The organism is Mesorhizobium sp. PUT5 (assembly GCF_052216645.1).
Lineage (GTDB): Bacteria > Pseudomonadota > Alphaproteobacteria > Rhizobiales > Rhizobiaceae > Mesorhizobium.
Map to the genome: position 1 here is coordinate 914,211 of NZ_JBQOSO010000003.1, position 25,370 is coordinate 939,580.

The window sequence follows — 25,370 nt, forward strand, 5'->3', positions numbered from 1 at the left end:
CTCCTCATGTCCTGCGGTGCCGGCGCAGCATGTCGACCAGCACCGTCGCCAGGATCAGAAGGCCGATCACGGCGCGCAGCCAATAGGCCGAGACGTTGACGAAGATGAGCGCCGAGCCGATCGTGGCGAACAGGATGGTGGCAAGGGTCGAGCCGATCACCGTGCCGGTGCCCCCGAGGATGGAGACGCCGCCGATGACGGCCGCGGTGATCACCGTCAGTTCCAGATTGGGCGGCACGGTGGACTGGATCACCTGGAGCTGGGTGGCGAACAGGATGGTGGCCAGGCCGGCGAAGGCGCCGTGGATGGCGAAGACGGCGACAATGCGCCGCTCCAGCGGGATGCCCGTGGCCAGCGCAGCCTCCGGGTTGCCGCCGACGGCGTAGAGCGAGCGGCCGAAGGCAGAATAGCGCATCCATGCCGCCGCCAGCAGCGTCAGCACCACCATGATCACCAGCGGCACCGGCAGGCCCAGAAGCTTCTTCTGCGCCAGCAGGAAGGCGGGCGGCAGGTCCGAGATCCAGGTGCCGCCGGTGGCGCTGATGAGCCCGCCGCGCAGGATCGACAGCGCCCCCAGCGTGACCACGATGGAGGGGATGCGCGCATAGGCCACCAGCACTCCGATCACCGAGTTGATGGCCATGCCGACCAGAACGGGCGCCAGCCAGGCCACCCAAACCGGATAGCCGGCGACGGCGAGCGTGCCGGAAATGGTGGCGAGCACGCCGATCAGCGCGCCCACGGAGACGTCGATGTTGCCGGTGATGATGACCATGGCCATGCCGATGGCCGCCACGGCGATATAGGCGTTGCCGGAAAAGATCGTGGTCAGGTTGTTGGCGGAGACGAAGCGGGGGTTCACCGCCGTCACCACCACGAACAGCACGACGATCGCCGCCAGCACGACGATCTCCTGACCGTAGTCGGCAAACAGCCTTCTCAGCCAGCCTTTGCGTTGTACGCCTGCTCGCGGTCGCACGGGCGGCAGTTCCACGGCGGTCGCCTCCATCACGCCGCCCTTTCCGCCATATGCGCGGTCATGGCCGCGCCGACGCGCTCGGGCGTCGCCTCGCTTCGCCCGATGACGTCGACGATGCGTCCGCCGCTCATTACCAGCACGCGGTCGCTCATGCCCAGAACCTCGGGCAACTCGCTGGATATCATCAATATGGCCACGCCCTGCCTCACCAGTTCGCCCATGATGGTGTGGATTTCGGCCTTTGCGCCGACATCGACGCCGCGCGTCGGCTCGTCGAGGATCAGCACCCTGGGCTTGGTCTCCAGCCACTTGGCGATGACCACCTTCTGCTGGTTGCCGCCTGAAAGCTCGCCCACGGGCTGGCCGATGCCGCGGCAGCGTATGGCGAGCCGCTTCACCGCCTCCAGGGCCCGTTGTGCCTCGCGCCCGGCCTCGATGAACAGCCGCGGCGACATCTGCTCCAATACGGCCATCGATACGTTCTTGCGGATGGCCATGGGCTTGACCAGGCCCTGCAGGCCACGGTCTTCCGGCACGTAGGCGATGCCGAGGTCGCGCGCCTGGCGGGGCGAGGCGATGCGCACCGCCCTGCCTTCCACGCTGATCTCGCCCGAGGTCGCCGGCGTCATGCCGAACAGCGTCAGCGCCAGCTCTGTGCGGCCGCTGCCGACGAGGCCGGCCACGCCGAGAATCTCACCGCGCCGCAGCGAGAAGGAGATGTCGCGCACATGCCGGCCGTGATTGATGTTCCTCACCTCCAGAACCGTCTCGCCAATGACGGCCTCGGCCTTGGGGAACAGGCTGTCGATCGGCCGTCCCACCATCATCGACACCAGCGCCTGCTCGTCCACCTCGTCGACATTGCGCGTGGCGACATGGGCGCCGTCGCGCAGCACGGTGACGCGGTCGGCCAGCGCGAAGATCTCCGGCAGGCGGTGGCTGACATAGACGATGCCGACGCCGCGCTCGCGCAATTGCCGCACCACCGCCATCAGCCGCTGCACGTCGGATTCGACCAGGGCGGCGGTGGGCTCGTCCATGATGAGCACGCGCGCGTTCTTCGACAGAGCCTTGGCAATCTCCACGCGCTGGCGCTGCGCCACCGAAAGGGTGAGCACCCTTGCATCCACGTCGAGGTCCCAGGTGTCGAGCTGGTCGAGGAGGTCGCGGGTGCGCGCCCGCACCTGCGCCCAGTCGATCAGCCCGGCCGTCGTGCGCGGATAGTTGCCGAGGAAGACGTTCTCGGCCACCGTCAGTTCGGGAAACAGCAGCAGTTCCTGGTAGACGGTGGCGATGCCGGCTGACGTCGCGTCGCGCGGCGAGGAAAACTGCGCCGGCCTGCCCTCGATCTCGATCGTCCCGGCATCGGGCATATACAGGCCCGACATGATCTTGATGAGCGTGGACTTGCCGGCGCCGTTCTCGCCCAGCAGCGCATGCACCTCGCCCGGGCGCACGTCGAAGGAGACGTCCTTGAGCACCTTCACGCCGACAAAGGACTTCGACATGCCCGACAGGCTTATATAGGGGGCGGTTCCGCTCATCGGCCAGCCTCCCGAGCTGCTGCCTGCCTGCCGCGCACTGCAAGGCGCTCGGCTTCCGCCAACTCGCGCCAGCGGGCGCGGTAGGCGTCGAGCCCGGAAATCGCGCTGGCCGCCACCGGAACGGTCTCGTCCCTGAACGGCCGCAGCCCCACGGCTTCGAAGGCGAGCGCTGCCGCGCCCGTGGCTGAGCCCTCGCTCATGGTCGAGCGCACCACCTTCTGACCGGGGCGCAACTGGCCGAGCATGGCGGGAAAGAGATCGATGCGGGCAAGGCCGCCGTCCACCACCAGCAGATTGTCGGAACGGATCAGGTCCAGCGACAGGTCCGTCATCATCGCCACATAGAGGGCGGCGACCGCGGCGCGCTCCTCGCCGGCAACCACGCCGCCGGCGATGTGCCCTTCATTGTCGGGGAACGGCCCGCCCGCCGCCCATGAGGGTAGGGCGAAGACGCCGCGCGCAACCACCGCCTCGATCGCCGCCTGCGAGATCGGCCCGTTCCAGTTTTCGCTGATGAGGTCGAACTCGCGCCCGCCCATGAAGCGCAGCGACGGTGCCGGCTCGCCCTTGACGGTGACGTTGGCGATCATGTCTCGCCCTTCCTCCAGAGCATCGAGCGGACAATCGAGATTGATGATGATCACCCATGTGCCGGTCGACACCAGCGTGAAGCCGGCAAGGCCGGTCATGCGGTAGTAGGCCAGCGCGGCGTTGGAATCGTGCACGCCGTTGTGCACGGCCACGCTGCGCGTGTCGCCGCCGGCAAGCCGTACCTGCGTCTGGCCGACCATGGAACCGGCGGGGGCCAGCGGCGGGAACTTCGACCGCCAGCCGAGCCGGTCCACCAGCGAGGAGAAGTCGCGTTTCAGTGGCGCCCAGAACTGGTTGTGCGCGCCGAGATAGGAAGCTTCCGTCAGCAGGCGCCCGCTGAAGCGCCAGACCCAGTATTGCGGATAGAACAGGATCGCATCGGCCGCCGAGAACAGTTCGGGCTCGGCAGTCTCCAGCCAGTAGAGATGCCGGGCGATGGAAAAGCCCAGCGGCAGATGCGGCGTGAAGGTCTCGGAGAACGGCGGCAGCATCGGGTCGATCACGGCGGCCACCGCGTCGGGAATCTCCTGCTCATAGTCGAGGATCGGGTGAAGGAGCCGTTTGCCGTTCACCAGCGCGAAGGCGCAGCCATGGGCGGACACCATCATGCGCTCCACGCCCTGCCTCGTGACGGCCTCGGCAAGGCCCGCGCTCATCCAGGCAAAGAGCGCTTCGTCGTCGAGCACGCTGCGGCCGCGGAACTGCGTCCAGACCGGCCGGGTTCGCCGTTCGTCGAGAAGCCGGCCGTCGGGGGCGAAGACGAACAGCTTGGAGTTCGTCTTGCCCAGGTCGAAGACGGCCAGCGCGCCGCTCATGTCACGCTCCCGCCCGAGACGATGCGCAGCGAAACGCCCGCGTCCTCCAGCATTCTGGCGTGATGGTCGGACAGGCCGTCGTCGGTGATCAGTGTGCCGATGCGCGACAGGGGCAGCGAAACGTCGCGGGCCTGGATGGCGAATTTGCGGCTGTCGGCCAGCACCACGATCTGGTCGGCGTTGCGGCTGAATTCCTGGATGGAGCGCACCATCAGCGGGTGCGATTCCATCAGCCCGTCGGCGCTGATGCCCTGGGCGCCGAGGAAGAATTTCGAGGCATAGAAGGCAAGCGGCTGCGACGGCGCATAGACCACGCGCGGCTCGCGGTGCAGGTCGCCGCCGGCGATGGTGAGGCTGCATTTGCCGTGGTCGCCCAGATAGGAGGCCAGCGGCATCGAATTGGTGAACAGGCGGATGTTGCGGTCCGCCAGCTTCACCCCGAGATGGAAGCAGGTCGAGCCGCCATTGACGATGATGGAATCGCCGTCGGCCACCATGGTCGCGGCCAGTTCGGCGATCTGGCGCTTGGCCTCCACGGCAAGGTCGCGGTTCTCGTCATAGGGCCGGGCAAAGGCCGGCGCCTTGTGGGCGGCGCCGTCCAGCGCCGAGATGCCGCCATAGACCTTGCGCGCCGCGCCGGTGCCGTCGATCTTGTCGATGTCGCGCCGTACGGTCGCGGCCGAGACGCCGAGACGTTCCTGCAACTCGCGAACCGATGCGAAGGGCCGATCCCGCAAGAGTTCGACGATCTGCCGCTGGCGGACCAAATCGTTCAACGCCCAATCCTCCCGGAGCGCAGTTACCCTGCTCTCATGAGTTAACTTACGCAAATATGCCAGTCATGCAAGGCAAATGTGAGAAACTATACTCATATTGCGTTGCGTCGAGATTGCATTGCGATGCACAATGAGCAAGTTCAATCTTTTGACGATTGACAAAACGCAACCCATGGCGAGAATTGACGCCCATCGAGACGGCGCCGGATCGTGCGCGCCGGGAGGATTTCCAGATGTCCGAGCAAAATTCTTCGCGGCTGGCCAACCTGTGGGACGACGCCAGGGCGGCCACGCTGAGCGAGCCGGAACTGCTCGTCTACCGCTCCAACCTTCTGGGGTCCGACAAGCGGGTGACCAATTACGGCGGCGGCAACACCTCCTCCAAGATCCGGCAGAAGGACCCGTTGACCGGCGAGCCGGTGCAGGTGCTGTGGGTCAAGGGCTCGGGCGGCGACAATGCCTCCATCCGGCTCGACGGTTTCGCCACGCTCTACATGGACAAGCTCGAGGCGCTGAAAGGGCTCTATCGCGGGGTGGAGCACGAGGACGAGATGGTCGGCTACCTGCCGCACTGCACCTTCAACCTCAATCCGCGCGCGGCCTCCATTGACACGCCGCTGCACGCCTTCGTGCCGCGGCCGCATGTCGACCACATGCACCCCGACGCCATCATCGCCATCGCCGCGGCGACGGACTCCCAGGCGTTGACGAGGGAGATCTTCGGCGACGACATCGGCTGGCTGCCGTGGAAGCGGCCGGGCTTCGAACTGGGCCTGTGGCTGGAGAAATTCTGCGCCGAAAACCCGGGCGCCCGGGGCGTCATCCTCGGCAGCCACGGCCTGTTCACCTGGGGCGACACGCAGAAGGATTGCTACGCCACCACCATCGACACCATCAACCGGGCGATCGACTGGTTCGCCGGCCAGCAGGAGGGGAAGCCTGCTTTCGGCGGGGCTGTGGCGCAGCCGCTGCCCGCTGCGGAGCGGCGGGCCATTGCCGCACGCCTCATGCCGGTGATCCGCGGGATGATCTCGCAAGACGGCCCGCGCAAGGTCGGCCATTTCGACGATTCCCAAACCGTGCTCGATTTCGTCGGCTCCCGACGTTTCGGCGAACTGGCGCCGCTCGGCACCTCCTGTCCGGACCATTTCCTGCGCACCAAGATCAGGCCGCTGGTGCTCGACTTCGACCCCGCCCAACCCGATGTCGAGGCTCTGGCGGCGAACCTTCCGGCCGCGCTGGAAGACTACCGCGCCGGCTATCGTGCCTACTACGAGCGTTGCCGGCGTCCGGATTCGCCGGCAATGCGCGACGCCAATGCGGTCGTCTACCTGATGCCGGGGGTGGGCATGTTCACCTTCGCGGCCGACAAGGCCACCGCCCGCATCTCTGCCGAGTTCTACGTCAACGCCATCAACGTCATGCGCGGCGCGTCCGCCGTGTCCACCTATGCCGGCTTGCCCGAACAGGAGGCGTTCGACATCGAATACTGGCTTCTGGAAGAGGCCAAGCTGCAGCGCATGCCGAAGCCGAAGTCGCTGGCCGGCAAGGTCGCCTTCGTCACCGGCGGGGCAGGGGGCATCGGCAAGGCCACAGCCATCCGGCTGCTGCGCGAAGGTGCCTGCGTCGTGCTGGCCGACATCGACGAAGCGGCGCTCGCCGCCGCCGACGGCGAACTGGCGCAGGCCTTCGGCAAAGATTTCGTGCGGCCGGTCAGGCTCGACGTCACCGACGAGGCCGGTGTGGCTGCCGCCTATGCCGATTGCGCGGTGGCGTTCGGCGGGCTCGACATTCTGGTTTCCAATGCCGGCATTTCGTCCGCTGCGCCGATCGAGGACACCGAGCTTTCGCTCTGGAACCGCAACATGGACATCCTGGCGAAAGGCTATTTCCTGGTTTCGCGCGCCGCGTTCCGCTGCTTCAAGGCGCAGAAGATCGGCGGCAACATCGTCTTCATCGCCTCGAAGAACGGGCTGGCCGCTTCGCCCAACGCCTCCGCCTACTGCACGGCCAAGGCGGCCGAGATCCACCTCGCCCGTTGCCTGGCGCTGGAGGGCGCCGAGCACCAGATCCGAGTCAACACGGTCAACCCCGACGCGGTGCTGCGCGGCTCCAAGATCTGGACCGGCGAATGGCGCGAGCAGCGCGCCGCCGCCTATGCCATGCAGCCGGACGATCTGGAGGAGCACTATCGCAAGCGCTCATTGCTGAAGCGCTCGGTGTTTCCCGAGGACATCGCCGAGGCGGTCTATTTCCTGGCCTCCGACATGTCCTCCAAGTCGACCGGCAACATCGTCAACGTCGATGCCGGTAACGCCCAGAGCTTTACGCGCTGACCCTGGCGGCCGCCGGCAAGCGCGTCAGCCCTGAACCTCAGATGATCTTGCCGCGCGCCGGCACCGGCCACATTTCCGGCTGCCGCCCGGTGCCGACAATATGCACGGCGTCGACCATATTGGTCACCACGCAGGCATGGTTCGGCACGATGCGCAGGCGCTGGCCGACCTTGAGGGCGATGTCGCCCTCGCTGCGCAGGCGCCCATGCTCCTCCGAAAGCTGGTCGATGGAGATGTCGGGCCGGCCCAGCACATGGCCGTGGCCGGTGAGCCCGAGCAGGTCCGAGGTCAACGTCTTGGAGCCGGCGTCGATGATGGCGCGGTTGGCCGTGGGAACGGAAACGACGGTGGCCAGCACCGTCAGCGCGCAGTCCTCCCAGCTGCATGCGCCGCGCGCCACCAGGGAGCGGTCGTTGTAGACATAGGTGCCGGGGCGGTGTTCGGTCGCCGCAGGCACCAGATGTGCCGACATCATGTCGGGCGAGCCGCCGGAAGAGACGACGGGAACGGCGATGCCGCGCGCCTCGATCAGCGCCCTGGCCTCGGCCAGGAATGCCTGCACCCGCGCGGCGCCGCCTGCCGGCGGATAGGTCATCAGTCCGCCGAAGGCGAGGCCCGGCGCGGCGGCGATGCGGGCGGCAAGGTCGGCCGCCTCCTGCGGCGTTTCCACCCCGCAGCGGTCGGCGCCGGTGTTGCATTCGACCAGGACGGTCAGCGGCGCGCCCGCTGCAGCGAAGGCCGCGGAAAGGCCGTCCACCACGGCGGCGTTGTCGGCCACGACCGACAGCCGCACCCTGCGCGCCAGCGCCAGGAGAGCGGCGAGCTTGTCGTTGCCGAGAATGTTGTAGGTGATGAGCACGTCGGTGAGGCGGTCGCTGCCGGCGACCATGGCCTCGGCCTCCGAGATCTTCTGGCAGGTAATGCCGACCGCGCCCGCGTCGAGCTGCATCTCGGCGATCGCCGGCAGCTTGTGCGTCTTGATGTGCGGGCGCACCTTGAGGCCGTGACTGCCGGCGTAGGCCTGGAAGCGCTCGATGTTGCGCCTTGCCACATCGATATCCACCAGCACGGCCGGTGTCTGGATTTCGTCGAACATGCCCCGCTCATCCTCCGCATCGAGCGCCGAAGGCCATTCCTCCGGCGGCCCGACAGATAAGGCCGATCGGGTGCCGTCCGCAAGGGCGCTGGTCAGGCGTCGACCTGGGCGATCCAGTCGTTGAGGTTGTAATGGTTGCTGATGCGCGCGACCTTGCCGTCGCGGATCTCGAAGAAAGCCCCGGCCGGCAGCACATATTTCTGGCCCTTCGCCTCGGGCAGGCCGGGGTCGCTGGCCAGATATTCGCCGTTGACGACGAATTCGGCCGCGCCGCGCGTACCGTCAACGCTTTCCATGACGACGATGTCGGTCAGCCTTTCCCGGTAGCAGCGGTTCATATGGTCCATGAAGGTGCGGAACGCCTGCTTGCCGACCTGCCGCTCGCCCTGGTTGATGTCGTGCGCCACGTCTTCGGCGAGCAGATCGAGAAAGGCCGCCATGTCGCCCCGGTTGAAGGCGTCGTAATAGGCTCGAATGGTCTGTCCGGCGCTCATGGTCTCTCCTCTGCGCGAAATGCGTGGCCAACTGCACGGGGATTTCCTATAGCAGCGCCCGACGGTTTTGGAAGCCGAGGACGAGGAATGCGCATCGAGGTCCGGCAGGGCCAGGCAATAGGCCCTTTCATCGACGATCTGGCGCGCCTGCGCATCGAGGTGTTCCGCGCCTTTCCCTATCTCTACGAAGGCTCGCTGGACTACGAGCAAACCTACCTCGCCACCTATGCCCGCTCGGCCGAAAGCCTGTTCGTGCTGGCCTTCGACGGCGGGGCCGTGGTGGGTGCGGCCACCGGCGTGCCGATGAGCGAGGAGACGGACGCCTTCAAGGCGCCTTTCCGCAACGGCGGCTGGAACCCGGAGCGCATCTTCTATTTCGGCGAATCCGTGCTGCTGCCGGCCTGGCGGGGGCGCGGCATCGGCGTGCGCTTCTTCGAGGAGCGCGAGGCCCATGCGCGCCGCGCCGGCCGCTTCGACCATTGCTGCTTCTGTGCCGTGGAACGGCCGCAAGACCATCCGCTGCGCCCCGTGGACTATGTGCCGCTCGCCGGCTTCTGGAACCGGCGCGGCTACGTCCACCGGCCGGAACTGCGCACCGAGTTCTCCTGGCGCGACATCGGCGAGGGCGAGGAAACGGCCAAGCCGATGTCGTTCTGGATGAAGGATATGGACCGATGGTGAAATTCGCCGCCTGCCAGTATGCCATCGCGCTGTTCGACGATTGGGCCGCCTACGCGGAGGATCAGGAAAGCCTGGCCGCCGAAGCTGCCGCCCAGGGCGCGCAACTGCTGCTCCTGCCGGAATATTCGGCCATGGCCCTGACCGGCCTGCTGCCGCAGGCCGAGCGCGGCGACCTGCACAAATCCATTGCCGGTATCCAGCCGCTGATCCCGCGCTGGCTCGACCTTTGCGAGACGATCGCGCGCCGCCACGGCGTATGGTTCTGTCCCGGCTCGGCGCCGGTGCTCGACGCCGACGGCAAATTCCGCAACCGCGCCTTTCTGTTCGGGCCCGACGGCGCGCTCGGCCACCAGGACAAGATCATCATGACCCGCTTCGAGCGGGAGCAATGGTTCATCGCGGCAGGAAGGGAGGGGTTGCGCACGTTCGAAACGCCTTTCGGCCGGCTGGGCATCCTGATCTGCTACGACAACGAGTTCCCGATGCTGGCCCGCCGGCTAGCGGAGGAAGGGGTCGATCTGGTGCTGGCGCCGAGCTGCACCGATACGGAGGCCGGCTATCACCGCGTGCGTATCGGCGCCCAGGCGCGGGCGCTGGAGAACCAGTTTGCCGTGCTGGTGTCGCCGACCGCCGGCCGGGCACCCTGGTCGTCCGCCGTGGACGAGAATTTCGGCCGCGCCGGGCTCTACGTTCCGGCCGACTACGGCATGCCGCCGGACGGCGTGTACGCCCAGAGCGAAGAAGTATTCAGGGCGGCCAGTTGCTGGCTCTTCGGCGAGATCGACCTCGCGCGCGTGGCGGCGCTGCGCCGCGAAGGCCAGGTGGCGCTTTATCGCGACTGGCCCGAGCAATTCGCCGTTTGACGCGCGGGACCGGCGGCTGCAAGCTGCGCGAGAGGGGGCGTGTGAAAGGAGACAGGAGCCGGATCATGCTCGCACTCGTGCTCGAACGCAAAGGTGAACTCTCGCTCCGCGACATCGACCTGCCGGTCACGGTGGGCCCCGACGACGTCAAGATCGCCATCCACACGGTCGGCGTCTGCGGCAGCGACGTGCATTATTACACCCATGGCGCCATCGGCCCCTTCGTCGTGCGCGAGCCGATGGTTCTCGGCCACGAGGCCGCCGGAACGGTGGTGGAAGTGGGCGCAAGGGTCGCAGGCCTCAAGGTCGGCGATCGCGTCTGCATGGAGCCGGGCGTGCCGAACCTGTCCTCGCGGGCGGCCAAGCTGGGCATCTACAATGTCGATCCCGACGTGCGCTTCTGGGCGACGCCGCCGGTCCACGGCGTGCTTGCGCCCGAGGTGGTGCATCCGGCCGCCTTCACCTGCAAGCTGCCGGACAATGTCAGCTTTGCCGAAGGCGCGATGGTGGAGCCCTTCGCGGTCGGCCTTCATGCGGCCACGCGCGCGCGCATCACGCCGGGAGACGTCGCGGTCGTCATTGGCTGCGGCCCCATCGGCATCGTGACCGCGCTGGCCGCGTTGGCGGGCGGCTGCGCGCGCGTGTTCGTTTCCGACCTGAGCGCGCCGAAACTGGAGATCGCGGCGCAATATGCCGGCATCGTGCCGGTCGACATCACCCGGCACTCGCTGGTCGAAATGGTTGCGGAGGCGACGGGCGGCTGGGGCGCCGACGTGGTGTTCGAAGCCAGCGGCAGCCCCAAGGCCTATCGCGGCATCTTCGAACTGGTGCGGCCCGGCGGGGCGCTGGTGCTGGTCGGCCTTCCGGTCGAGCCGGCCGCCCTCGATGTCCCGGCCGCGATTTCCAAGGAAGCGCGCATCGAAACCGTGTTCCGCTACGCCAACAATTTCGACCGCGCGCTGAACCTGATCGCATCCGGCAAGGTGGACCTGAAGCCGCTGATCACGGACACGTTCGGTTTCGCCGACGCCATTGCCGCCTTCGAGCGCGCCGCCAAGGGACTGCCGCCGGACGTCAAGCTGCAGATCCGCGTGGCGGACTGAATCGCCGCGCGTCCTTTCGGACGCGCGAAGGGTGCTCTAACACTTTGATTGAGCATCGCAATAACCGAAAACCGAATACGCTTTTCGGTCCCGATGGCTCCGGACGGTCGGTCCAAAATGGCTGCCGGGCGGATACCGGCCAGGTTCATACGAGCAGGCCGAGGCACAGGACACCCATCAGGAGCGGGAACTGCATGCGCAGCCATTCCCGGGTCCGGCCGAGGGAAAATATCACGGCGGCGAGAATGGCGAGCGCCAGCAGCGCGCCGAAATTCCGCGTGCCCGACATGACCAGCAGCACCGCCGCCGCGACCTCCATGGCGGCGACCACGAAGCGCAGCCAGGAGGGATAGTTCCACTTCTCGAACTCCTCGCGCACGAAATCCGGACCGGTCAGGTTGAGGCCGGCCGACCACAGGAAGATGGCGGCCAGCGACCATATGACGATCTGCTCGAGCGGGTTCATGGTTCTCTCCGGTTCATCGCGACAGGCGGTGGTGCGTTCGTTCAGCAGGCGGTGGCGCGGAAGACGGCGTTGCCGGCGCAGCCGGCGCATTGGGGCGCCAATATGCCGCCCGCGGCGGTGCGGATGCGCATGGCCGAGCGCCGGGCGCCGTCGACCACCTGTGCCACGTCGCAGTCCACCAGCCGGCCGCCGCGCTTGATGATGCGGCCGTCCACCATCACGGTATCGACATTGGCCGCGGTCGCCGCCATCACCACGGTCGTCTCGACATTGGCGAGCGGGGCGGTGTTGAGGTCGTTGGTGCGGATGAGGATGATGTCGGCCTGCTTGCCCGGCGTCAGCGAGCCGGTCATGTCGCCGAGGCCCAGCGCCCTGGCGCCGTTGATGGTGGCCATCTCGATCACCTCGTGCAGGCCGATGGGAGGAAGATGTTCCGTGTCGGTGCCCTGCCAGGGCACGCCCATGTTCCAGGTCACGCGCATGTTCTCCAGCATGTTGGGCGGCACCAGCGACGTGGCGTCGCACGACAGCGAGACCATGACACCGGCCTCCCGCATCTTCATCAGGGCGCGTCGCGCGTCGCCGGTCTCGCCGAGCCGGAATTCCGACAGGGTGGAGAAGCTCAGCGGCGTACCGGTGCGCGCCATGGCCTCGCGGTCGCTCTGCCTGGCGGTAACATAGTGGCAGAACAGAAAGTTCGGCCCGAGGAAGCCGCGGCGCTCGTAGTCGGCCGCGTCGTCGCTGTTGGGTTCGGCCTGGCTGGCATGGATCGCCACCGGAAGGCCGAGCTTCAGCATCATCTCCATTTCCTGGTAGAAAACCTCGACGTTGCTCTGGATCGCGCCCCGTAGATTGACGCCGAGATGGACCAGCCCCTGCAGGCGCGAAGGATCTGCGAACCACTCTTCCTGCACGCGCGGCAGGTCCTCGTAGCGGTTGACCTGGTCGACCGGCATCTTGTCGATGTGCCCCATGGCGTAGCGCGCCCTGAGGCCGGAATCGCGGTGCGCCCTCAGTTCGGCGTCGACATGGGCCGGCGAGCGGTTGTTGTGCGACCAGTTGTGAACGGTGGTCACGCCGGAATTGGCAAGTTCGGCCAGGCCGAGCCGGACGCTGTTGTGGAAATCCTCGGGCTCGTAGAGCGCCGCCGTGGCCCCCTTGGCCTGGAAATACTCGTAGCCGCCGTCGGACACGAAACTGCGGCCCACCGTGCTCCACATGTGGTAGTGGGTGTCGATCAGGCCCGGCATGACGATCATGTCGGTGGCGTCGATCACCTCGACGCCGTCGGCCTCGATACCGTCGGCGACCTTCTCGACGCGACCGTTCCGCACCAGCACGTCCGCTCTGGGCAGGGTTCCGATTGCACGGTCCACGGTGATGACGGCGCCGCCGCGGATGAGATAGCTGCCCTTCGGCTGCTGGATGATGCTCGACATCGATTGATCCTCATGAAGTGAATGCCCGCGCCTGCCGGCGGCACGGGAAAAAGGGCACGGTCGGATGCCGAAGCCGCCGACCGTGCCGATGGCTGGCGCCGCAGGTCAGGGAGCCGGCTTCAGGTAGTCATTCGTGACGGCTTTGCTGACATCGATATCGGTCGAGATCAGACCGTTCTCTAGCATGAACTTCTCCTGCTTCTCCCAGACGCCGGCATCCTGCCAGCCAATGCCGTTGGCCTCGGTTTCCGGGCTCACCGAGATCCGTGCGATCTCCTTGAGGGAGACCACGCCCTCCTCCTTGCTGATGGAGGGAACATGCTTGATGACGCCGTCGGCAGCCTCTGCCGGGTTGGCCATCATCCACTCCACGCCCTTGCGCCAGGCGCGCAGGAAGGCGCGGTAGAGATCGGGATTCTTCTTCAGCGCTTCTTCCTCGCCCACCAGGCCGAAGGTGTAGAAGCGCGGCACGCCGTAGTCGGTGAAGGTGAAATAGGTATAGGTCGACTTGTCGTCGGCCGGCTTCTGGATCTGGGTGTTGTAGATCGGCGGCTCGTCCCAACTGATGGCGTCGCCCAGAGCGTCGATGCGCTTGGAAAGCAGCAGCGGCATCTGGGTGAAGCCGACCGTGACGATGTTGACCTTGGAAAGGTCGGCGCCGGCCGTCTGGAGGCTGTGTTCCAGCATCACCTTGTTGAAGGGGATGCCGGTGACGCCGACATTCTTGCCCTCCAGTTCCTTCAGGTCCTTGACGCCGGATTCGGCCGGCACCAGCACGCCGGTCGTGCCCATCTGATGGTTCGTGGCGATCGAGACGACCGGCAGGTCCTTGCTGCGCGCAATGATCACGTCGGTCGAGTGGGCGGTGGCAAGTTCGGCGCCTCCCGACGCCACGAGCTTCAAACCGTCCGCGGGCGAGTTGGGCGAGATCAGCTCCACCTCCAGCCCCTCGTCGGCGAAGAAATCGCGATCCATCGCGTTGATGACGGCAGCGTCCCAGATGCCGGGATTGGCGATGAGCGCATAGCGGAACTTGGTCAGCTCGGCCGACAGTGCCGAACTTGAGAGCGCCAGCGTCGAGGTAAGCGCCACGACGGCCGCGCGGGCCAGCGGCTTCAGTCCCGTGGATTTCAGTCCATGCAAGGCAATCATGATGTGCTTCCCCTGTGATTGGACGCTCGCGGCGTCGTTGTTATGGTTTTCCATTGCGCCGGCCGGCGCCTACCTGCGCAGGCCGGCGGCATCTGTCATGACTGGGAGCGGAAAAGCGCTCCGGTGGCGCTGCCGTTGCCACGCGGATTGCGCAGCCAGGCGAGGCTCGGGCGCTTGTGCAGCCAGGGCATGCTCAGCCGCTCCACGAGGCCGACCAGTCCGAACAGCGCCATGCCGGAAATGCCTAGCACGGTCAGCGAGGCGAACACGCGGGTGGTGTTCAATTGCGCGGTATCCTGGGCGATGAGGTAGCCGATGCCCTGGCTGGCGCCGACCCATTCGGAGATGGTGGCGCCGATCACGGCCAGCGTGGCGGCGACCTTCAGGCCGCCGAAGATGTTCGGCAGCGCCACCGGCAGCCTGAGCTTGAAGAAGATCTGAGCCGGCGTGGCGTTCAGCGAGCGGAAGAAGTCCACGAATTGCGGCTCCAGGCTCCGCAACCCCGTGACCGTGGCGATGGTCAGCGGGAAGAAGGCCACGATGGCGGTGATGATGATGCGCGGCAGGCTATTGTAGCCGAACCAGATGACCAGAACCGGCGCCATGGTGATGACCGGCACGGTCTGCGAGGCCACGATGAGCGGCAGCACGCCGCGCCGGAATGCCGAGGAATAGAGGATCAGCACGCTGAGCACCGCCGCCACGGCCACGGCAAGCGCATAGCCTGCCAGCGTTTCGAACAGCGTGGCCTTGAGCTGCGGCAGGATGACCTTGGGGCCGCTGGCCACCAGTTCCCCGACGATGGCGGTGGGTGCAGGCAGCACATAGGCCTTGATGCCGATGAGGTGGACAAGCGCCTCCCACACCAGCAGGAGCGAGAACATGATGCCGAGCGGCAGCGCCGCATCGCCGAGGCGGGAAAGTACGGTAGCCTGGCTTGCTGTTCGAAGTGTCATGGCAACGCTTTCTTCTTTGGCTCCGGGCCGGTTGCTTGGCGGCTTCAGTGCAGCGCCGTGGGCATTTGCTTGTCTCCGCGCAGCAGAGCCAGGACCTGCCTCTTGTGATGCGCGAATTCCGGCGTGAGCGTCACGTCGCTGGTCCGGTCGTAAGGCAGGTGGATCGGCACGACGCCCGCGAAACGCATCGGCCTGGGCGTCGCGACATAGACGCGGTCCGACAGATAGACGGCCTCGTCAGGGTCGTGGGTGATGAGGATCATGGTCTGGCGGAACTCGCGCTGGATGCCGAGCAGCCATTCGTGCATCGTCGCCCGTGTCAGCGCGTCGAGCGCGCCGAACGGCTCGTCCAGGAGCACCACGGAACGGTCGCACAGGATGGTGCGCAGCAGCGCCGCGCGCTGGCGCATGCCGCCCGACAGGGCCGAGGGATAGGAGTTCTCGTAGCCTTCCAGCCCGAAGCGGCGCAGCAGCGCCAGCGCGCGGTTGCGCACCTCTGCCATCGGGCGCCCCGCAAGCTCGGGGCCGAGCACGACATTGTCGAGCACGGTGCGCCACGGCAGGAGCAGGTCGCGCTGCATCATGTAGGCGACATGGCCGGGCTGCCCGACGATCTGCCTGCCGTCGAGCATCACTTCACCCGAATGCGGCGCCAGCAAGCCGGCAATGACGTTGAACAGGGTGGATTTGCCGCAGCCGCTCGGACCGATGATCGACACGAACTCGTTGCTCTTCAGCAGGAGATCGATGCCGTCGACTGCCGAGACGACGCCGCGGTCGCGGGTGACATAGCCGCAGTGAAGGCCGGAAATCTGGAGTCTCGCGCTGTCCATCGGCCGTTCATCCTTCCAACTGGGAACAGGGAAGGCGCGGTCGAGACGGCGAAGCGCATGCGCTTCTGCTCCGACAATATTCTCCTCCCATTATAACACTCATATCACTTCCCTATTTTTCGTTCAACGAAATTTTTTTCGCCAAACGGCTTTATTGTTCAACCTCTTCGTCCGGCCTATTCGCCCACCGGCGGATAGTCGCGGCCTTCCCAGTGCGCCAGGCGCTTGGCGAAATCGCGCTGGAAGGAGAGGGGACCGTGTCTTGCCGTCCAGTCCTCGTCGTAGATGGCGATGAAGATGGTGAGCGACAGGAAGAAGTGCGCACCCATCTCGAACAGGGCTACGATGTCGTGGTTGACGAGCGCCTCGCGCTCGGCGTCGGTAAAACCGTTGACGGTGGAGAATTCCACGCTGTTGAGCTGCGGCCCGATGGATTGTTCCCAGGCGGCGAGCAGGGAGCGCGGGTCGTCCTTGTAGCGGCGCAGCAGTTCGGGATCGCGGTCGACGGTGAAGAGGAACTTGTTGACGTAGTACCTGCTCATTGCGCCGCTCCTTCAGGATACCAGGTGATGTAGGCTTCCATCGTGTGGAAAAGGCTGAGGCTGTCGGAATAGGCCGCGGGAATGGGCCCGGCGATGCCCATCATCAGGATCAGGTCCATGAAACCGTGCGTGGCGTTGCCGCTCCTGGCCATGCTCTCGTGGGTGACGTTGGCCAGGATGGCCTCGATGTTGCCGGTGGAGAGCCACTCGATCGCCTGGCGGTCGAATTCCGGGTCGGGGCCGGTTTCCCGGAACTGGCGCGGCCCGCCCAGTTCCAGCGACAGGTGCCCGCTGCCGATGGCCGCGATGCGCTTGTCGGACGGATATTCGTCGATGATCTCGCGGATGGCGCGGCCGAGGTCCCAGAAGCGCTTGGGCGAGGGCAGGGGCGGGGCGAAGATGTTGGTGTAGATCGGCACCACCGGCAGATCGGCCTGCGGGCGGGTGGTGATGATGGGGCAGATGATGGAGTGATCGAGCTTGAGTTCGTTGGAGAAGGCGAAGTCGAACCCGCGGTCCAGCAGCCCCCTGTGCATGAAGCGCGACAGGTCCTCATGGCCTTCCAGCACGTATTTCGGAATGCCGAATTCGCGTTCCTCATTGTAGAAGGTGGCGTCGTAGCGCGGCGCCTTGCCGATCAGGAACTGCGGGTAGTTGTCCAGGAAGAACTGGTGGAAATGGTCGGCTCCGACCATCACCAGTATTTCCGGCTCGGCTTTCGTCAGCGTCTCCCGGTAGGCTTCCACCTTGCGCTTCCACTCGGCCGCCTGCGGGATCTGCTGCTCGACAGGTGCGGTGGTGGCCTTGAGATAAAACGGGTGGTGCGTCGTCGCGAGCACCGCTGCCAGTTTCGCCATATGTTCGTCTCCTCCCTGTGTGCGCCGCGCCGGCTAGGCCGTCTGCGCGGACGGCACCATCTCTGCTTCCCTTCGCGGCCAGGCGTCCGGGGCCCGTGCCAGCGCGGCGCGGATCGCGGCGCCATGCTGATCGAGCACCGGGGCGGCGCCGACCTCGCTGGCGCGCACCCCGTCGAAGGCATGGGCCGGGCGCACTGAACGCTGCGCGCCCTCGACGCGGCCCGCCACCGGCACGATCATGCCCATATGTGTCGCCTGCGGATCCGCCACGGCGTCGGCGATGGAATTGATCGGAGCGAACGGCACGTCGAAGCCGGAGAAGCGCTCGTTCCATTCCCAACGGTCGCGCGTGGCGAAGATGGCGTTGAGCGCGGCGTTGAGGGCGTCGTAATTGTCGATGCGGGCGAGCCGCGTCGAAAAGCGTGGGTCCTCGGCCAGGTGCGGAGCCTCGATCGCTTCCACCAGCGCGGTCCAGAACTTGTCGATCGACGACAGGTGGAAGGCGAACAGCTTGCCGTCGCGGCAGCGCATGATGTAGGCCTGCGCCAGCCGTGGCCGGTCGGTGCCGCTGGGCTCTTCTCCCAGCGCGAAATAGCCCATGAACGGCTCCACCGCGAAATGCATCATGGCTTCCAGCATGGAAATGTCGATACGCTTGCCCCTGCCGGTGCGGGCGCGCTCCAAAAGCGCGGCCGAGATGCCGAGCGAGGCATAGATGCCGGTGATCGCATCGGCCAGCGCCGGTCCGATGAAGCGCGGCTGCTGCGGGTCGATGGCCACGCTCAGGAAACCGCTGACGGCTTGCGCCACCGAATCGTAGACCGGCCGCTGCGCATAGGGGCCGTCCGGCCCGAATCCGCTGATCGAGCAGTAGACGAGCTTGGGGTTGATGCCGATCAGCGTGTCGAAATCGGCGCCGATGCGTGCCGCAGCCCCGGGCCGGAAATTCTGGATGTAGACGTCCGATTGCGCCACCAGCGCGTAGAACACGTCGCGGTCGGCCCTGTCCTTCAGGTCCAGCCCGATAGCGCGCTTGTTGCGGTTGTAGGCTTGGAAATGCGCGCTGTAGAAGCCCTTCCTGAAGCTTCTGTAGGGGTCGCCGTTGCCCTTGGCCTCGACTTTGATGACGTCGGCGCCGAGATCGGCCAGCATCATGGCCGCGCACGGTCCGGTGATGAAAGTGCCCTGTTCGACGATGCGGATTCCGTCAAGTACCCGTGTCATGGAATGTCCCGGCTCTTCAGTTCTCGTTGGGAACGAAGCCAGCAGGCGCCGGTCCGTCATAGCTTATGGTCTCGGCCGCGCCACGCGACAGGATGAAGCCGATGGAGCGCGTCTGCTCTTCCAGCAGGTGCGCCACGAGGCTGGCGGTGCGGGCAAGCAGCGGCACGCCCTTGAGCGCCTTGAGCGGGAAGCCGGCATCCAGCAGCGTGCAGGGAATGGCCCCCGACACGTTCATCATCAGAGGCTTGCCGACGATGCCTGGCACGCAGCGTTCCACCGCCTGCGCCGCCTGCGTGTAGATGCCGGCGATGCCCAGCCCGCCCGCAATCGCCACCAGCCTTTCGGCGCGCGGGTCGCGGCCCTTGTGCAGCGGATGGCCGAAGCCGGGAATGGCGCGTCTTTCGGCGCGGTAGCGCGTGACGACGGTGGTTGCCGCCGCATCCATGCCGGCCTGCGAGGCTGCCTCTTCGTCGACGATCTCCTGAAGCAGCCGGCCGGCCGCTTCCGAGGCGCCGAGGATGACCGAGCCGCAGCCGAGCAGCCCAGCCGCCACGGCGCCCTGCAGCGCCTCCGGCGCGGCGGCCAGGGTCATGCGCGCCGCCTGCACGCTCGGCACCAGGCCGTGCTCGGCGATCGCCACCAGCGTGGCGTCCAGCATGCGGCGCTGCGCGTCGGTCGGCATGGCGCCGGCAATCAGCAGCCAGATGTGGTCCGTGAACGAGATCGATCCCATCAACTCCTCGGCCAGGTCATGGCCGCGCACGATGATGGTTTCGGGGTTCGAGGTGCAGATGGCCTGGAAAGGAGCATCCTGCTTGCCGATTTTCATGCTTCTTCTCTTTTCCTTCCGTCACGCGCGCGCCGGGGCGCCGGCGTCGCTGTGACGTGCGATCCATCGATGGAACTTCTGCATGTAGCCCTGCAGGAAGGCTTTGGTGCCCTCGTCGGCGATCTCGCCTTCCGGCGAGATGAGGCCGGGCGTGAGGGAGAGATAGACTTCCGGCTGGCCCATGGTCGGCATGTCGAGATAGCCCAGTATGGCGCGCAGATGCTGCTGCGCCGCGACCGTGCCCAGCCGCCCGGCGGATGCGCCGGCGATCGCCACCGGCTTGCCCGTCCAGGCATTGGCGCCGGCCGGCCGCGACAGCCAGTCCAGCGCGTTCTTCAGCATGGCGGTGATCGAGCGGTTGTGTTCCGGGGTGACGATGAGCACGCCATGGGCCGCGTCGATTTCGCCGTGGAAGCGGGCGACCGTGGGCGGGAAGCCGGCCGCCAGAACGTCCTGGTCGAACAGAGGCAGGTCGTCGAGGCGGGAAAAGACGAAGGAGAACTCGGCGTCGGCCAGGCCCGTCAGGGCCTTCGCCAGGCTCCGGTTCAGGGAACCGGGCCTCGCGCTGCCAACCAGCACGGCCACGCGCAAACTCCTCACCGCAGGTCCTCCTCCTGACCGTGCCCGCTGTCGCGATCCGGGGTCGATATTCCGGAAGCCACAGCCTTTTTTGTTCTTAATAATTCGCTCAGCGAATTTATTTTCGTAGTATGAACGTTGAGCGTTCAGCTTGTCAAGCGCCCGCCGCGGCGCTTTCGCAAATTCTGCCCGCCCATGGGAACGGTTTTTCGCGCTCGACGGAGGCCGAAGCGCAGGAAGCCGCAAGGGAAGAAAAAAGGATCAGTGAGGGATGAGCGAGTGCAGCAGGGCCGGAAAGCGCATCAGCAGGTTGGAGATGCGCGCGGCGGCGATCTGCATTTCGGCCAGCCGCTGCTCCAGAAGGTCGTCCGGCTTCAGGCGGGGCGAGTAGCCTGAAGTGTTGACGGCTGCGACCACCCTGCCGGTGCTGTCCTTGATCGGAACCGCCAGCGCGGTGATGCCGTAGTCGAGCTGGTCGACGGTGATCGAATAGCCGTTCGTCCGCACCTCGCCCAGGATGGCACGCAGCGCCTTCGTGTCGGTGACGGTCACGTCGGTGAGCTGACGCAACTCGGCGTTGCGGAAATAGTTCTCGATCTCCTCGGCCGGCAGGCAGGCCAGCAGCACGCGTCCCATGGAAGTCGCATAGGCAGGGTAGGTCACGCCGACGCTGGCCATGCGGCGGGCCGCGCGCGCCTCCGAAAGATGCGCGATGTAGAGCACGTTCGGCCCGTCGAGCACGCCGACATTGGCCGCATCGCCGAACAGCGCCGTTATGCGATAGAGTTCGGGCATGATCGCCTCGTCGACGCGCACGGCCTTGAGATAGGCCGAGCCGAGCGTCAGGATGCGCGGCGCCAGCAGGAAATGCTTGTTGTTGCGCCGCACGAAGCCCAGTGCTTCCAGCGTGTGCAGGTTGCGCCGAACCGTGGCGGGCGACATGTCCACCTTGCGCGCCAGTTCCGTCAGCGTCATTTCCGGGGTCTGGTCGTCGAAGGCTTCGATCACGGCCAGCCCGCGCGCCAGCGCCTCGACATATTCGCCGCTCTTTTCCTCGTCCATGCGGTTCCGGTGTCTTTCCTGTTAGCCGGGAAATATCCTCCCAGGCGAGAATCGGGCGCCGGCTTGCTTCGCGCCATATTCAATTGAATAATATTTCGCCTAGCGAATGCAATCCCCTAACTCGTGCGGACGTTGTCATCCGTCGTCCGACCTCCGGTCTAGCGGCCATTTGCCGGTCTGTCGATTGAGCGTCGCTCCTGGCACGGCGCTGACGGGAACCTGCCTCGTCCGCCGTCTGGCCTGGCCGTGCAGCGGCTCTGGCCGATGGGCAAGGATGAAATGCTGGTCAGGCTCCTTGTCGGAGCACCGTCGCAGCTTGTGGTTCGCGTGGGCGAGCCCGCGGCTACGCGGCGGGCTTTCGGACGATGGCGATCCAGGAAAAGTCGCGGTGCAGCCGATGCGCCTGGCTCGCGCCGGAAAGCGATGCGGCGATTTCCGCGGCGGCCTCGAACAGGTCCGGCCGCGGCGTGACGTGATGCCAGCGCAGCCAGGCATGCATGGAAGTCTTGAACCATGAGGGGAAGCCGGCCATGTCGCCGAAGTCGGCGACATGCAACTCGCCGCCGGGCAGGAGCCGGCGCGCGGCATCGGCCACGACCATGCGCCATTGGGGGATCATCGACACCGCATAGGAAACGAAGATGCGGTCGTAGCCGGCGCTGCCGAAGGTCTTTGCCGGGTCGAAGGCTGCCGCGTCGGCCAGCGCCAGCCTTATCCTGTTCTGCAGGCCGGAGCGGGCCACCGTGGCGCCCGCCGCCGACAGCATCTCGCGCGAGATGTCGATGCCGTGGAAGCGGACCTGCGGATGGTGCCGCGCGGCATGGACGAGATTGCGGCCTGTGCCGCAGCCGATTTCCAGCACCGTGCCGCCGGGCGGGGGCCGCAGCCCTGCGATCATCGGGTCGCGTGCCAGCAGATAGTATTTGCGGGTGGCGTCGTAAAAACCGAAGCGGCGCTGGAGCCGATAGACCCGATCCATCAGCGCGCCGTGGTCGAGCGTATCCGTCATTGCGGCAATTCCCGCAGCACCATGAGATGGAAGCCGCCATAGATCGACGAACGGTCGCGCCCATGCAGCGCGCGCGACTCCTCCTGCCGATAGTCCCAGCGGGAAAGAAGGGTTTCGTCCACCCGTCCCGTCAGCAGATTTTCCTCGCCTGCCGTGCGGAAGATGACGCGTGCGCCGGGTGCGGCTGCGCGCGTGATCTCGCGCCATAGCGCGTTGAGCTGGGAATCCGACATCCAGTCCTGTGCGTCGAGCAGCACGACGCGGTCGACGGATTGCGCCGGCTTGGCGGCCAGCAATTCGGTGATGGAGATGTTCTCGATCGAGACGCGGCCGGCGCGCGCCCGCACCGCCTCGTAGTTGCGCTTCAACAGATAGGGCGGCAGCGGCGCGTGCGGTTCGCTGCCGTAGCCGCGCCCGAAGGCTTGCCAGGCAAAGTAGTTCTCCGAAAGGGGAAACCCGCAGGCCAGCTTCTCCAGCCGGCCGCGCAGCACGCCCGCCATGCTCTTGTGCCGGCCGTCGGCGCCCGCCAGCGCCTCATATTGCTGCGGCGGAATGCCGAGCCCGAACAGCGAGGCCTTGCGGTTCGTGGCCCAGCGCACCAGCCGCTTCTCGAACAGCGGCGCGATGGATTCGTCGAAGAACCGGCGCTGCTCCTCGATCGACCCCGTCTTGAGCAGATCGCGCGGGTCGACCCCGTAGAGGCGCGCCACGCGATGGCCCCAGCCGATGAAATGGCCGAGCAGGCCGTGCCGGTAGAGATGGCGGCGGAACATGGAGATGCGCCGGCGGCCCCAAAGCGTGCGCCCCTCCCAATAAGCCCGCGTGTCGGCATCGAGAGCGGGGCGGACATGGCGCCTGTAGGCTTCGATGTTGCGCGCGTCGTCGGCCCGGCCGTAGAAGCGGTGAAACGCCTCGTGGTCGGGCAGCGCCTGCAGCGCCGTCAGCTTCAGCCGGTTGAAGGCGATATGGGCGGGGTTGAGGTCGACGGTCTCGACCCGGCCCGGGTCGGCGACCAGATAGGAGAGCGCGTTGCAACCGCCCGAGGCGATGGCGACGATGGTGTGGCCCGACGCGATCGCCAGCGCCTCCATGTCGACGTCCGGATCTTCCCAGATCTGCGCGTAGACGAGCTTGCGGAAGAGGCCGGCGAAGACATGCTCCGAAAGACCCGCCGCCGAAAGGGAGGAATGGCGGCGGACGGCCTCGCGAAGCCTGCGGCCGGGATTTGTGCCTGTGGATGCGAGCGACGTGCTCATGCGGCCTTTTCTCCTGCATCGGTGTGGTGGGCGGCGTGGACATGGTCGAGGAACTGGCGTGCGCATGCCTGCCAGTCGTAGTGCCCGGCCTTGGCCACCGCCGCTTCGCGCGGAACCGAAAGCGCGGCGAGCGCGGCCTGGCCGAGGTCTTGCGAAAGGACGCCGCCTTCGCCGTCGCCGACGATGTCGAGCGGGCCGGTGACGGGAAAGGCCGCCACCGGCGTGCCGCTTGCCAGCGCTTCCAGGATCACATTGCCGAACGTGTCGGTGCGGCTGGGAAAGACGAACACGTCGGCCGAGGCATAGATCGCGGCCAACTCCTCGCCCCTGCGCGTACCCATGAAGACGGCATGCGGATAGCGCGCCTTCAGGCGGGGCAGTTCCGGCCCGTCGCCCACCACCAGCTTGGTGCCGGGCAGGTCCAGGTCGAGGAAGGCAGGCAGGTTCTTTTCCACCGCCACCCGACCCACGCACAGGAATATCGGGCCGGGCAGGCCGAGTTCGGTGTGCCGGGCCGGGTTGAACAGGGCCATGTCCACCCCGCGCGACCAAAGCCGGAGATTGGTGAAACCGCGTGCTTCGAGTTCCCGGACAAGGGAAGGTGTGGCGACCAGCGTGCCGTTGCCGGCATTGTGGAAACGGCGCAGCCAGCCGTAGCTCCAGTCTTCCGGTATCGGCAGGCGCGCGCGCAGGAATTCGGGAAAGCGCGTGTGGTAACCGGTCGTGAAGGGCTGGCCTCGACGCAGGCAGAAACGCCGGGCCAGCAGGCCGAGCGGACCCTCCGTCGCGATGTGGATGTGGTCGGGGCTCGCCTGCATGATTTGACGCGCCACGGAGCCCGGTGTGGCGACAGCCAGGCGAATCTCGCCGTAGCCGGGCAGCGGCAAGGTGCGGAAGCCTTGCGGGGTCAGGAACTCGGCCGTCACGCCTGTCGCCGCCAGCGACTCGGCGAGCTTTTCAAGTGTGTGGACCACGCCGTTCACCTGCGGCTTCCAGGCATCGGTCACCACAAGCAGCCGCACGGCTTCCGCCTCAGGCTGCGCGGCGCGTGGCCAGTGGCACGGCCGGGTTCCGGCCGCCATTGAGCGCGGCGCTGAAGGCTTGCCAGCGGATCAGCTCCATGCGGCCGTCCGTGTGCTCGACGACCGCGGTGCAGCTTTCCACCCAGTCGCCGGTATTGATGTAGCGGAAGGCGCCGAAGTCGCGGATGGCGGCGGTGTGGATGTGGCCGCAGATGACACCGTCCACGCCCTGGCGCGCGGCTTCCGCGGCAAGCGTCTCCTCGAAGCGGCCGATATAGTTGACCGCGTTCTTGACCTTGGCCTTGGCCCAGGCCGACAGCGACCAGTAGGGAAAGCCCATGCGCCGCCGCACCGCGCTGATGTGGGTGGAAAGCGCCAGCGCGATCACATAGGCCCAGTCGCCGAGAAAGGCGAGCCAGCGCGCGTTGCGCACCACCATGTCGAAGGCGTCGCCATGGATGATCAGATAGCGCCGCCCGTCGGCCGCCTCGTGCACGATGCTGTCGCGCACCTCTATGGCGCCGAAATGCGTGTCGCAGAACTCGCGCAGGAACTCGTCGTGGTTGCCGGGCACGTAGACGATGCGCGCTCCCTTGCGCGCTCTGCGCAGCAGCTTCTGGACGACGTCGTTGTGCGATTGCGGCCAGTACCACGACGAGCGCAGCCGCCAGCCGTCGACGATGTCGCCGACGAGATAGATCGTATCGGCCTCGTGCGCGCGCAGGAATTCCAGCAGGGCTTCGGCCTTCGCGCCCCTGGTGCCGAGGTGCAGGTCGGAGATGAACAGGCTGCGGCAGCGCAGCGGGCGGACGACCGGATCGGAATCATGCGGGCGAAGATGTGTCATGGCGCGCGTTTCACCAGCA

At 66.5% G+C, this 25,370-nt stretch carries 25 protein-coding genes; 4 read left to right on the forward strand and 21 right to left on the reverse strand.

The window, feature by feature from the left end:
* Positions 1-4: 4 nt before the first annotated feature.
* From ACTDI4_RS05900 to ACTDI4_RS05915, 4 genes are read right to left on the reverse strand one after another with little or no spacing between them, the layout of a single operon-like run.
* Positions 5-1,009 (reverse strand): ABC transporter permease, encoded by a 1,005-nt coding sequence (locus ACTDI4_RS05900; protein ID WP_442843278.1) that lies wholly within the window; start codon positions 1,007-1,009, stop codon positions 5-7.
* Positions 1,009-2,523, reverse strand: a complete 1,515-nt coding sequence (locus tag ACTDI4_RS05905) for a sugar ABC transporter ATP-binding protein (protein WP_442840253.1) — start codon at positions 2,521-2,523, stop codon at positions 1,009-1,011. The genes ACTDI4_RS05900 and ACTDI4_RS05905 overlap by 1 nt, the downstream gene beginning before the upstream one ends.
* Positions 2,520-3,929, reverse strand: a complete 1,410-nt coding sequence (locus tag ACTDI4_RS05910) for an FGGY-family carbohydrate kinase (RefSeq protein ID WP_442840254.1) — start codon at positions 3,927-3,929, stop codon at positions 2,520-2,522. Before ACTDI4_RS05910 ends, ACTDI4_RS05905 begins: the two co-directional genes overlap by 4 nt.
* On the reverse strand, positions 3,926-4,705 hold the full coding sequence (locus tag ACTDI4_RS05915) for a DeoR/GlpR family DNA-binding transcription regulator (protein WP_442840255.1): 780 nt from the start codon (positions 4,703-4,705) through the stop codon (positions 3,926-3,928). The genes ACTDI4_RS05910 and ACTDI4_RS05915 overlap by 4 nt, the downstream gene beginning before the upstream one ends.
* 233 nt (positions 4,706-4,938) lie before the next feature.
* On the opposite strand from ACTDI4_RS05915, the gene ACTDI4_RS05920 reads away from it, so the two are divergent.
* Positions 4,939-7,041: a bifunctional rhamnulose-1-phosphate aldolase/short-chain dehydrogenase gene (locus ACTDI4_RS05920; protein ID WP_442840256.1), complete on the forward strand. Its 2,103-nt coding sequence runs from the start codon at positions 4,939-4,941 to the stop codon at positions 7,039-7,041.
* A 37-nt stretch (positions 7,042-7,078) separates the two neighbouring features.
* On the opposite strand, the gene ACTDI4_RS05925 is transcribed toward ACTDI4_RS05920, so the two are convergent.
* Together ACTDI4_RS05925 and ACTDI4_RS05930 are read right to left on the reverse strand one after the other, a co-directional pair.
* Positions 7,079-8,137 (reverse strand): D-TA family PLP-dependent enzyme, encoded by a 1,059-nt coding sequence (locus ACTDI4_RS05925; protein ID WP_442840257.1) that lies wholly within the window; start codon positions 8,135-8,137, stop codon positions 7,079-7,081.
* 92 nt (positions 8,138-8,229) lie between these two features.
* Positions 8,230-8,631 (reverse strand): ketosteroid isomerase-related protein, encoded by a 402-nt coding sequence (locus ACTDI4_RS05930; RefSeq protein WP_442840258.1) that lies wholly within the window; start codon positions 8,629-8,631, stop codon positions 8,230-8,232.
* A gap of 87 nt (positions 8,632-8,718) precedes the next feature.
* Here ACTDI4_RS05930 and ACTDI4_RS05935 point away from each other — a divergent pair, with 87 nt between their 5' ends.
* The 3 genes from ACTDI4_RS05935 to ACTDI4_RS05945 all read left to right on the forward strand — a co-directional run bounded on the left by ACTDI4_RS05935 (position 8,719) and on the right by ACTDI4_RS05945 (position 11,278).
* Complete coding sequence (locus ACTDI4_RS05935) at positions 8,719-9,312, forward strand: GNAT family N-acetyltransferase (protein ID WP_442840259.1); 594 nt, start codon at positions 8,719-8,721, stop codon at positions 9,310-9,312.
* Positions 9,306-10,175: a carbon-nitrogen hydrolase family protein gene (locus ACTDI4_RS05940; protein WP_442840260.1), complete on the forward strand. Its 870-nt coding sequence runs from the start codon at positions 9,306-9,308 to the stop codon at positions 10,173-10,175. Before ACTDI4_RS05935 ends, ACTDI4_RS05940 begins: the two co-directional genes overlap by 7 nt.
* A gap of 65 nt (positions 10,176-10,240) precedes the next feature.
* Positions 10,241-11,278 (forward strand): NAD(P)-dependent alcohol dehydrogenase, encoded by a 1,038-nt coding sequence (locus ACTDI4_RS05945; RefSeq protein WP_442840261.1) that lies wholly within the window; start codon positions 10,241-10,243, stop codon positions 11,276-11,278.
* Positions 11,279-11,423: 145 nt separating this feature from the next.
* On the opposite strand, the gene ACTDI4_RS05950 is transcribed toward ACTDI4_RS05945, so the two are convergent.
* The 15 genes from ACTDI4_RS05950 to ACTDI4_RS06020 form a co-directional block, all read right to left on the reverse strand.
* On the reverse strand, positions 11,424-11,744 hold the full coding sequence (locus tag ACTDI4_RS05950) for a DoxX family protein (RefSeq protein WP_442840262.1): 321 nt from the start codon (positions 11,742-11,744) through the stop codon (positions 11,424-11,426).
* Positions 11,745-11,785: 41 nt separating this feature from the next.
* Positions 11,786-13,183, reverse strand: coding sequence for an amidohydrolase family protein (locus ACTDI4_RS05955; RefSeq protein ID WP_442840263.1), 1,398 nt, complete (start codon positions 13,181-13,183; stop codon positions 11,786-11,788).
* A gap of 105 nt (positions 13,184-13,288) precedes the next feature.
* A complete protein-coding gene (locus tag ACTDI4_RS05960) occupies positions 13,289-14,335 on the reverse strand; it encodes an ABC transporter substrate-binding protein (protein ID WP_442840264.1) in 1,047 nt (348 codons plus the stop codon).
* A 95-nt stretch (positions 14,336-14,430) separates the two neighbouring features.
* Positions 14,431-15,291, reverse strand: coding sequence for an ABC transporter permease (locus tag ACTDI4_RS05965; RefSeq protein ID WP_442840265.1), 861 nt, complete (start codon positions 15,289-15,291; stop codon positions 14,431-14,433).
* Between the two features lie 44 nt (positions 15,292-15,335).
* Entirely contained in the window at positions 15,336-16,124 is a 789-nt protein-coding gene (locus ACTDI4_RS05970) for an ABC transporter ATP-binding protein (protein ID WP_442840266.1), read from the reverse strand.
* 176 nt (positions 16,125-16,300) lie between these two features.
* Entirely contained in the window at positions 16,301-16,666 is a 366-nt protein-coding gene (locus tag ACTDI4_RS05975; RefSeq protein WP_442840267.1) for a hypothetical protein, read from the reverse strand.
* Complete coding sequence (locus ACTDI4_RS05980) at positions 16,663-17,523, reverse strand: extradiol ring-cleavage dioxygenase (protein ID WP_442840268.1); 861 nt, start codon at positions 17,521-17,523, stop codon at positions 16,663-16,665. Before ACTDI4_RS05980 ends, ACTDI4_RS05975 begins: the two co-directional genes overlap by 4 nt.
* Positions 17,524-17,556: 33 nt before the next feature.
* Positions 17,557-18,747: a CaiB/BaiF CoA transferase family protein gene (locus ACTDI4_RS05985; RefSeq protein ID WP_442840269.1), complete on the reverse strand. Its 1,191-nt coding sequence runs from the start codon at positions 18,745-18,747 to the stop codon at positions 17,557-17,559.
* Between the two features lie 16 nt (positions 18,748-18,763).
* Positions 18,764-19,576, reverse strand: coding sequence for a citryl-CoA lyase (locus ACTDI4_RS05990; protein WP_442840270.1), 813 nt, complete (start codon positions 19,574-19,576; stop codon positions 18,764-18,766).
* A 21-nt stretch (positions 19,577-19,597) separates the two neighbouring features.
* Positions 19,598-20,161, reverse strand: a complete 564-nt coding sequence (locus ACTDI4_RS05995) for an NADPH-dependent FMN reductase (protein WP_442840271.1) — start codon at positions 20,159-20,161, stop codon at positions 19,598-19,600.
* Positions 20,162-20,416: 255 nt separating this feature from the next.
* Positions 20,417-21,217 (reverse strand): IclR family transcriptional regulator domain-containing protein, encoded by an 801-nt coding sequence (locus ACTDI4_RS06000; RefSeq protein ID WP_442840272.1) that lies wholly within the window; start codon positions 21,215-21,217, stop codon positions 20,417-20,419.
* 343 nt (positions 21,218-21,560) lie between these two features.
* Positions 21,561-22,226 carry a class I SAM-dependent methyltransferase gene (locus tag ACTDI4_RS06005; protein WP_442840273.1) on the reverse strand — a complete coding sequence of 222 codons (666 nt, stop codon included), beginning with the start codon at positions 22,224-22,226 and terminating at the stop codon, positions 21,561-21,563.
* Complete coding sequence (locus tag ACTDI4_RS06010; protein ID WP_442840274.1) at positions 22,223-23,482, reverse strand: DUF3419 family protein; 1,260 nt, start codon at positions 23,480-23,482, stop codon at positions 22,223-22,225. The genes ACTDI4_RS06005 and ACTDI4_RS06010 overlap by 4 nt, the downstream gene beginning before the upstream one ends.
* Entirely contained in the window at positions 23,479-24,504 is a 1,026-nt protein-coding gene (locus tag ACTDI4_RS06015) for a glycosyltransferase family 4 protein (RefSeq protein ID WP_442840275.1), read from the reverse strand. Before ACTDI4_RS06015 ends, ACTDI4_RS06010 begins: the two co-directional genes overlap by 4 nt.
* A gap of 10 nt (positions 24,505-24,514) precedes the next feature.
* The gene (locus tag ACTDI4_RS06020; protein WP_442840276.1) at positions 24,515-25,351 is read right to left on the reverse strand and encodes a UDP-2,3-diacylglucosamine diphosphatase; all 837 of its coding nucleotides are present in this window, start codon (positions 25,349-25,351) and stop codon (positions 24,515-24,517) included.
* Positions 25,352-25,370 lie beyond the last annotated feature (19 nt).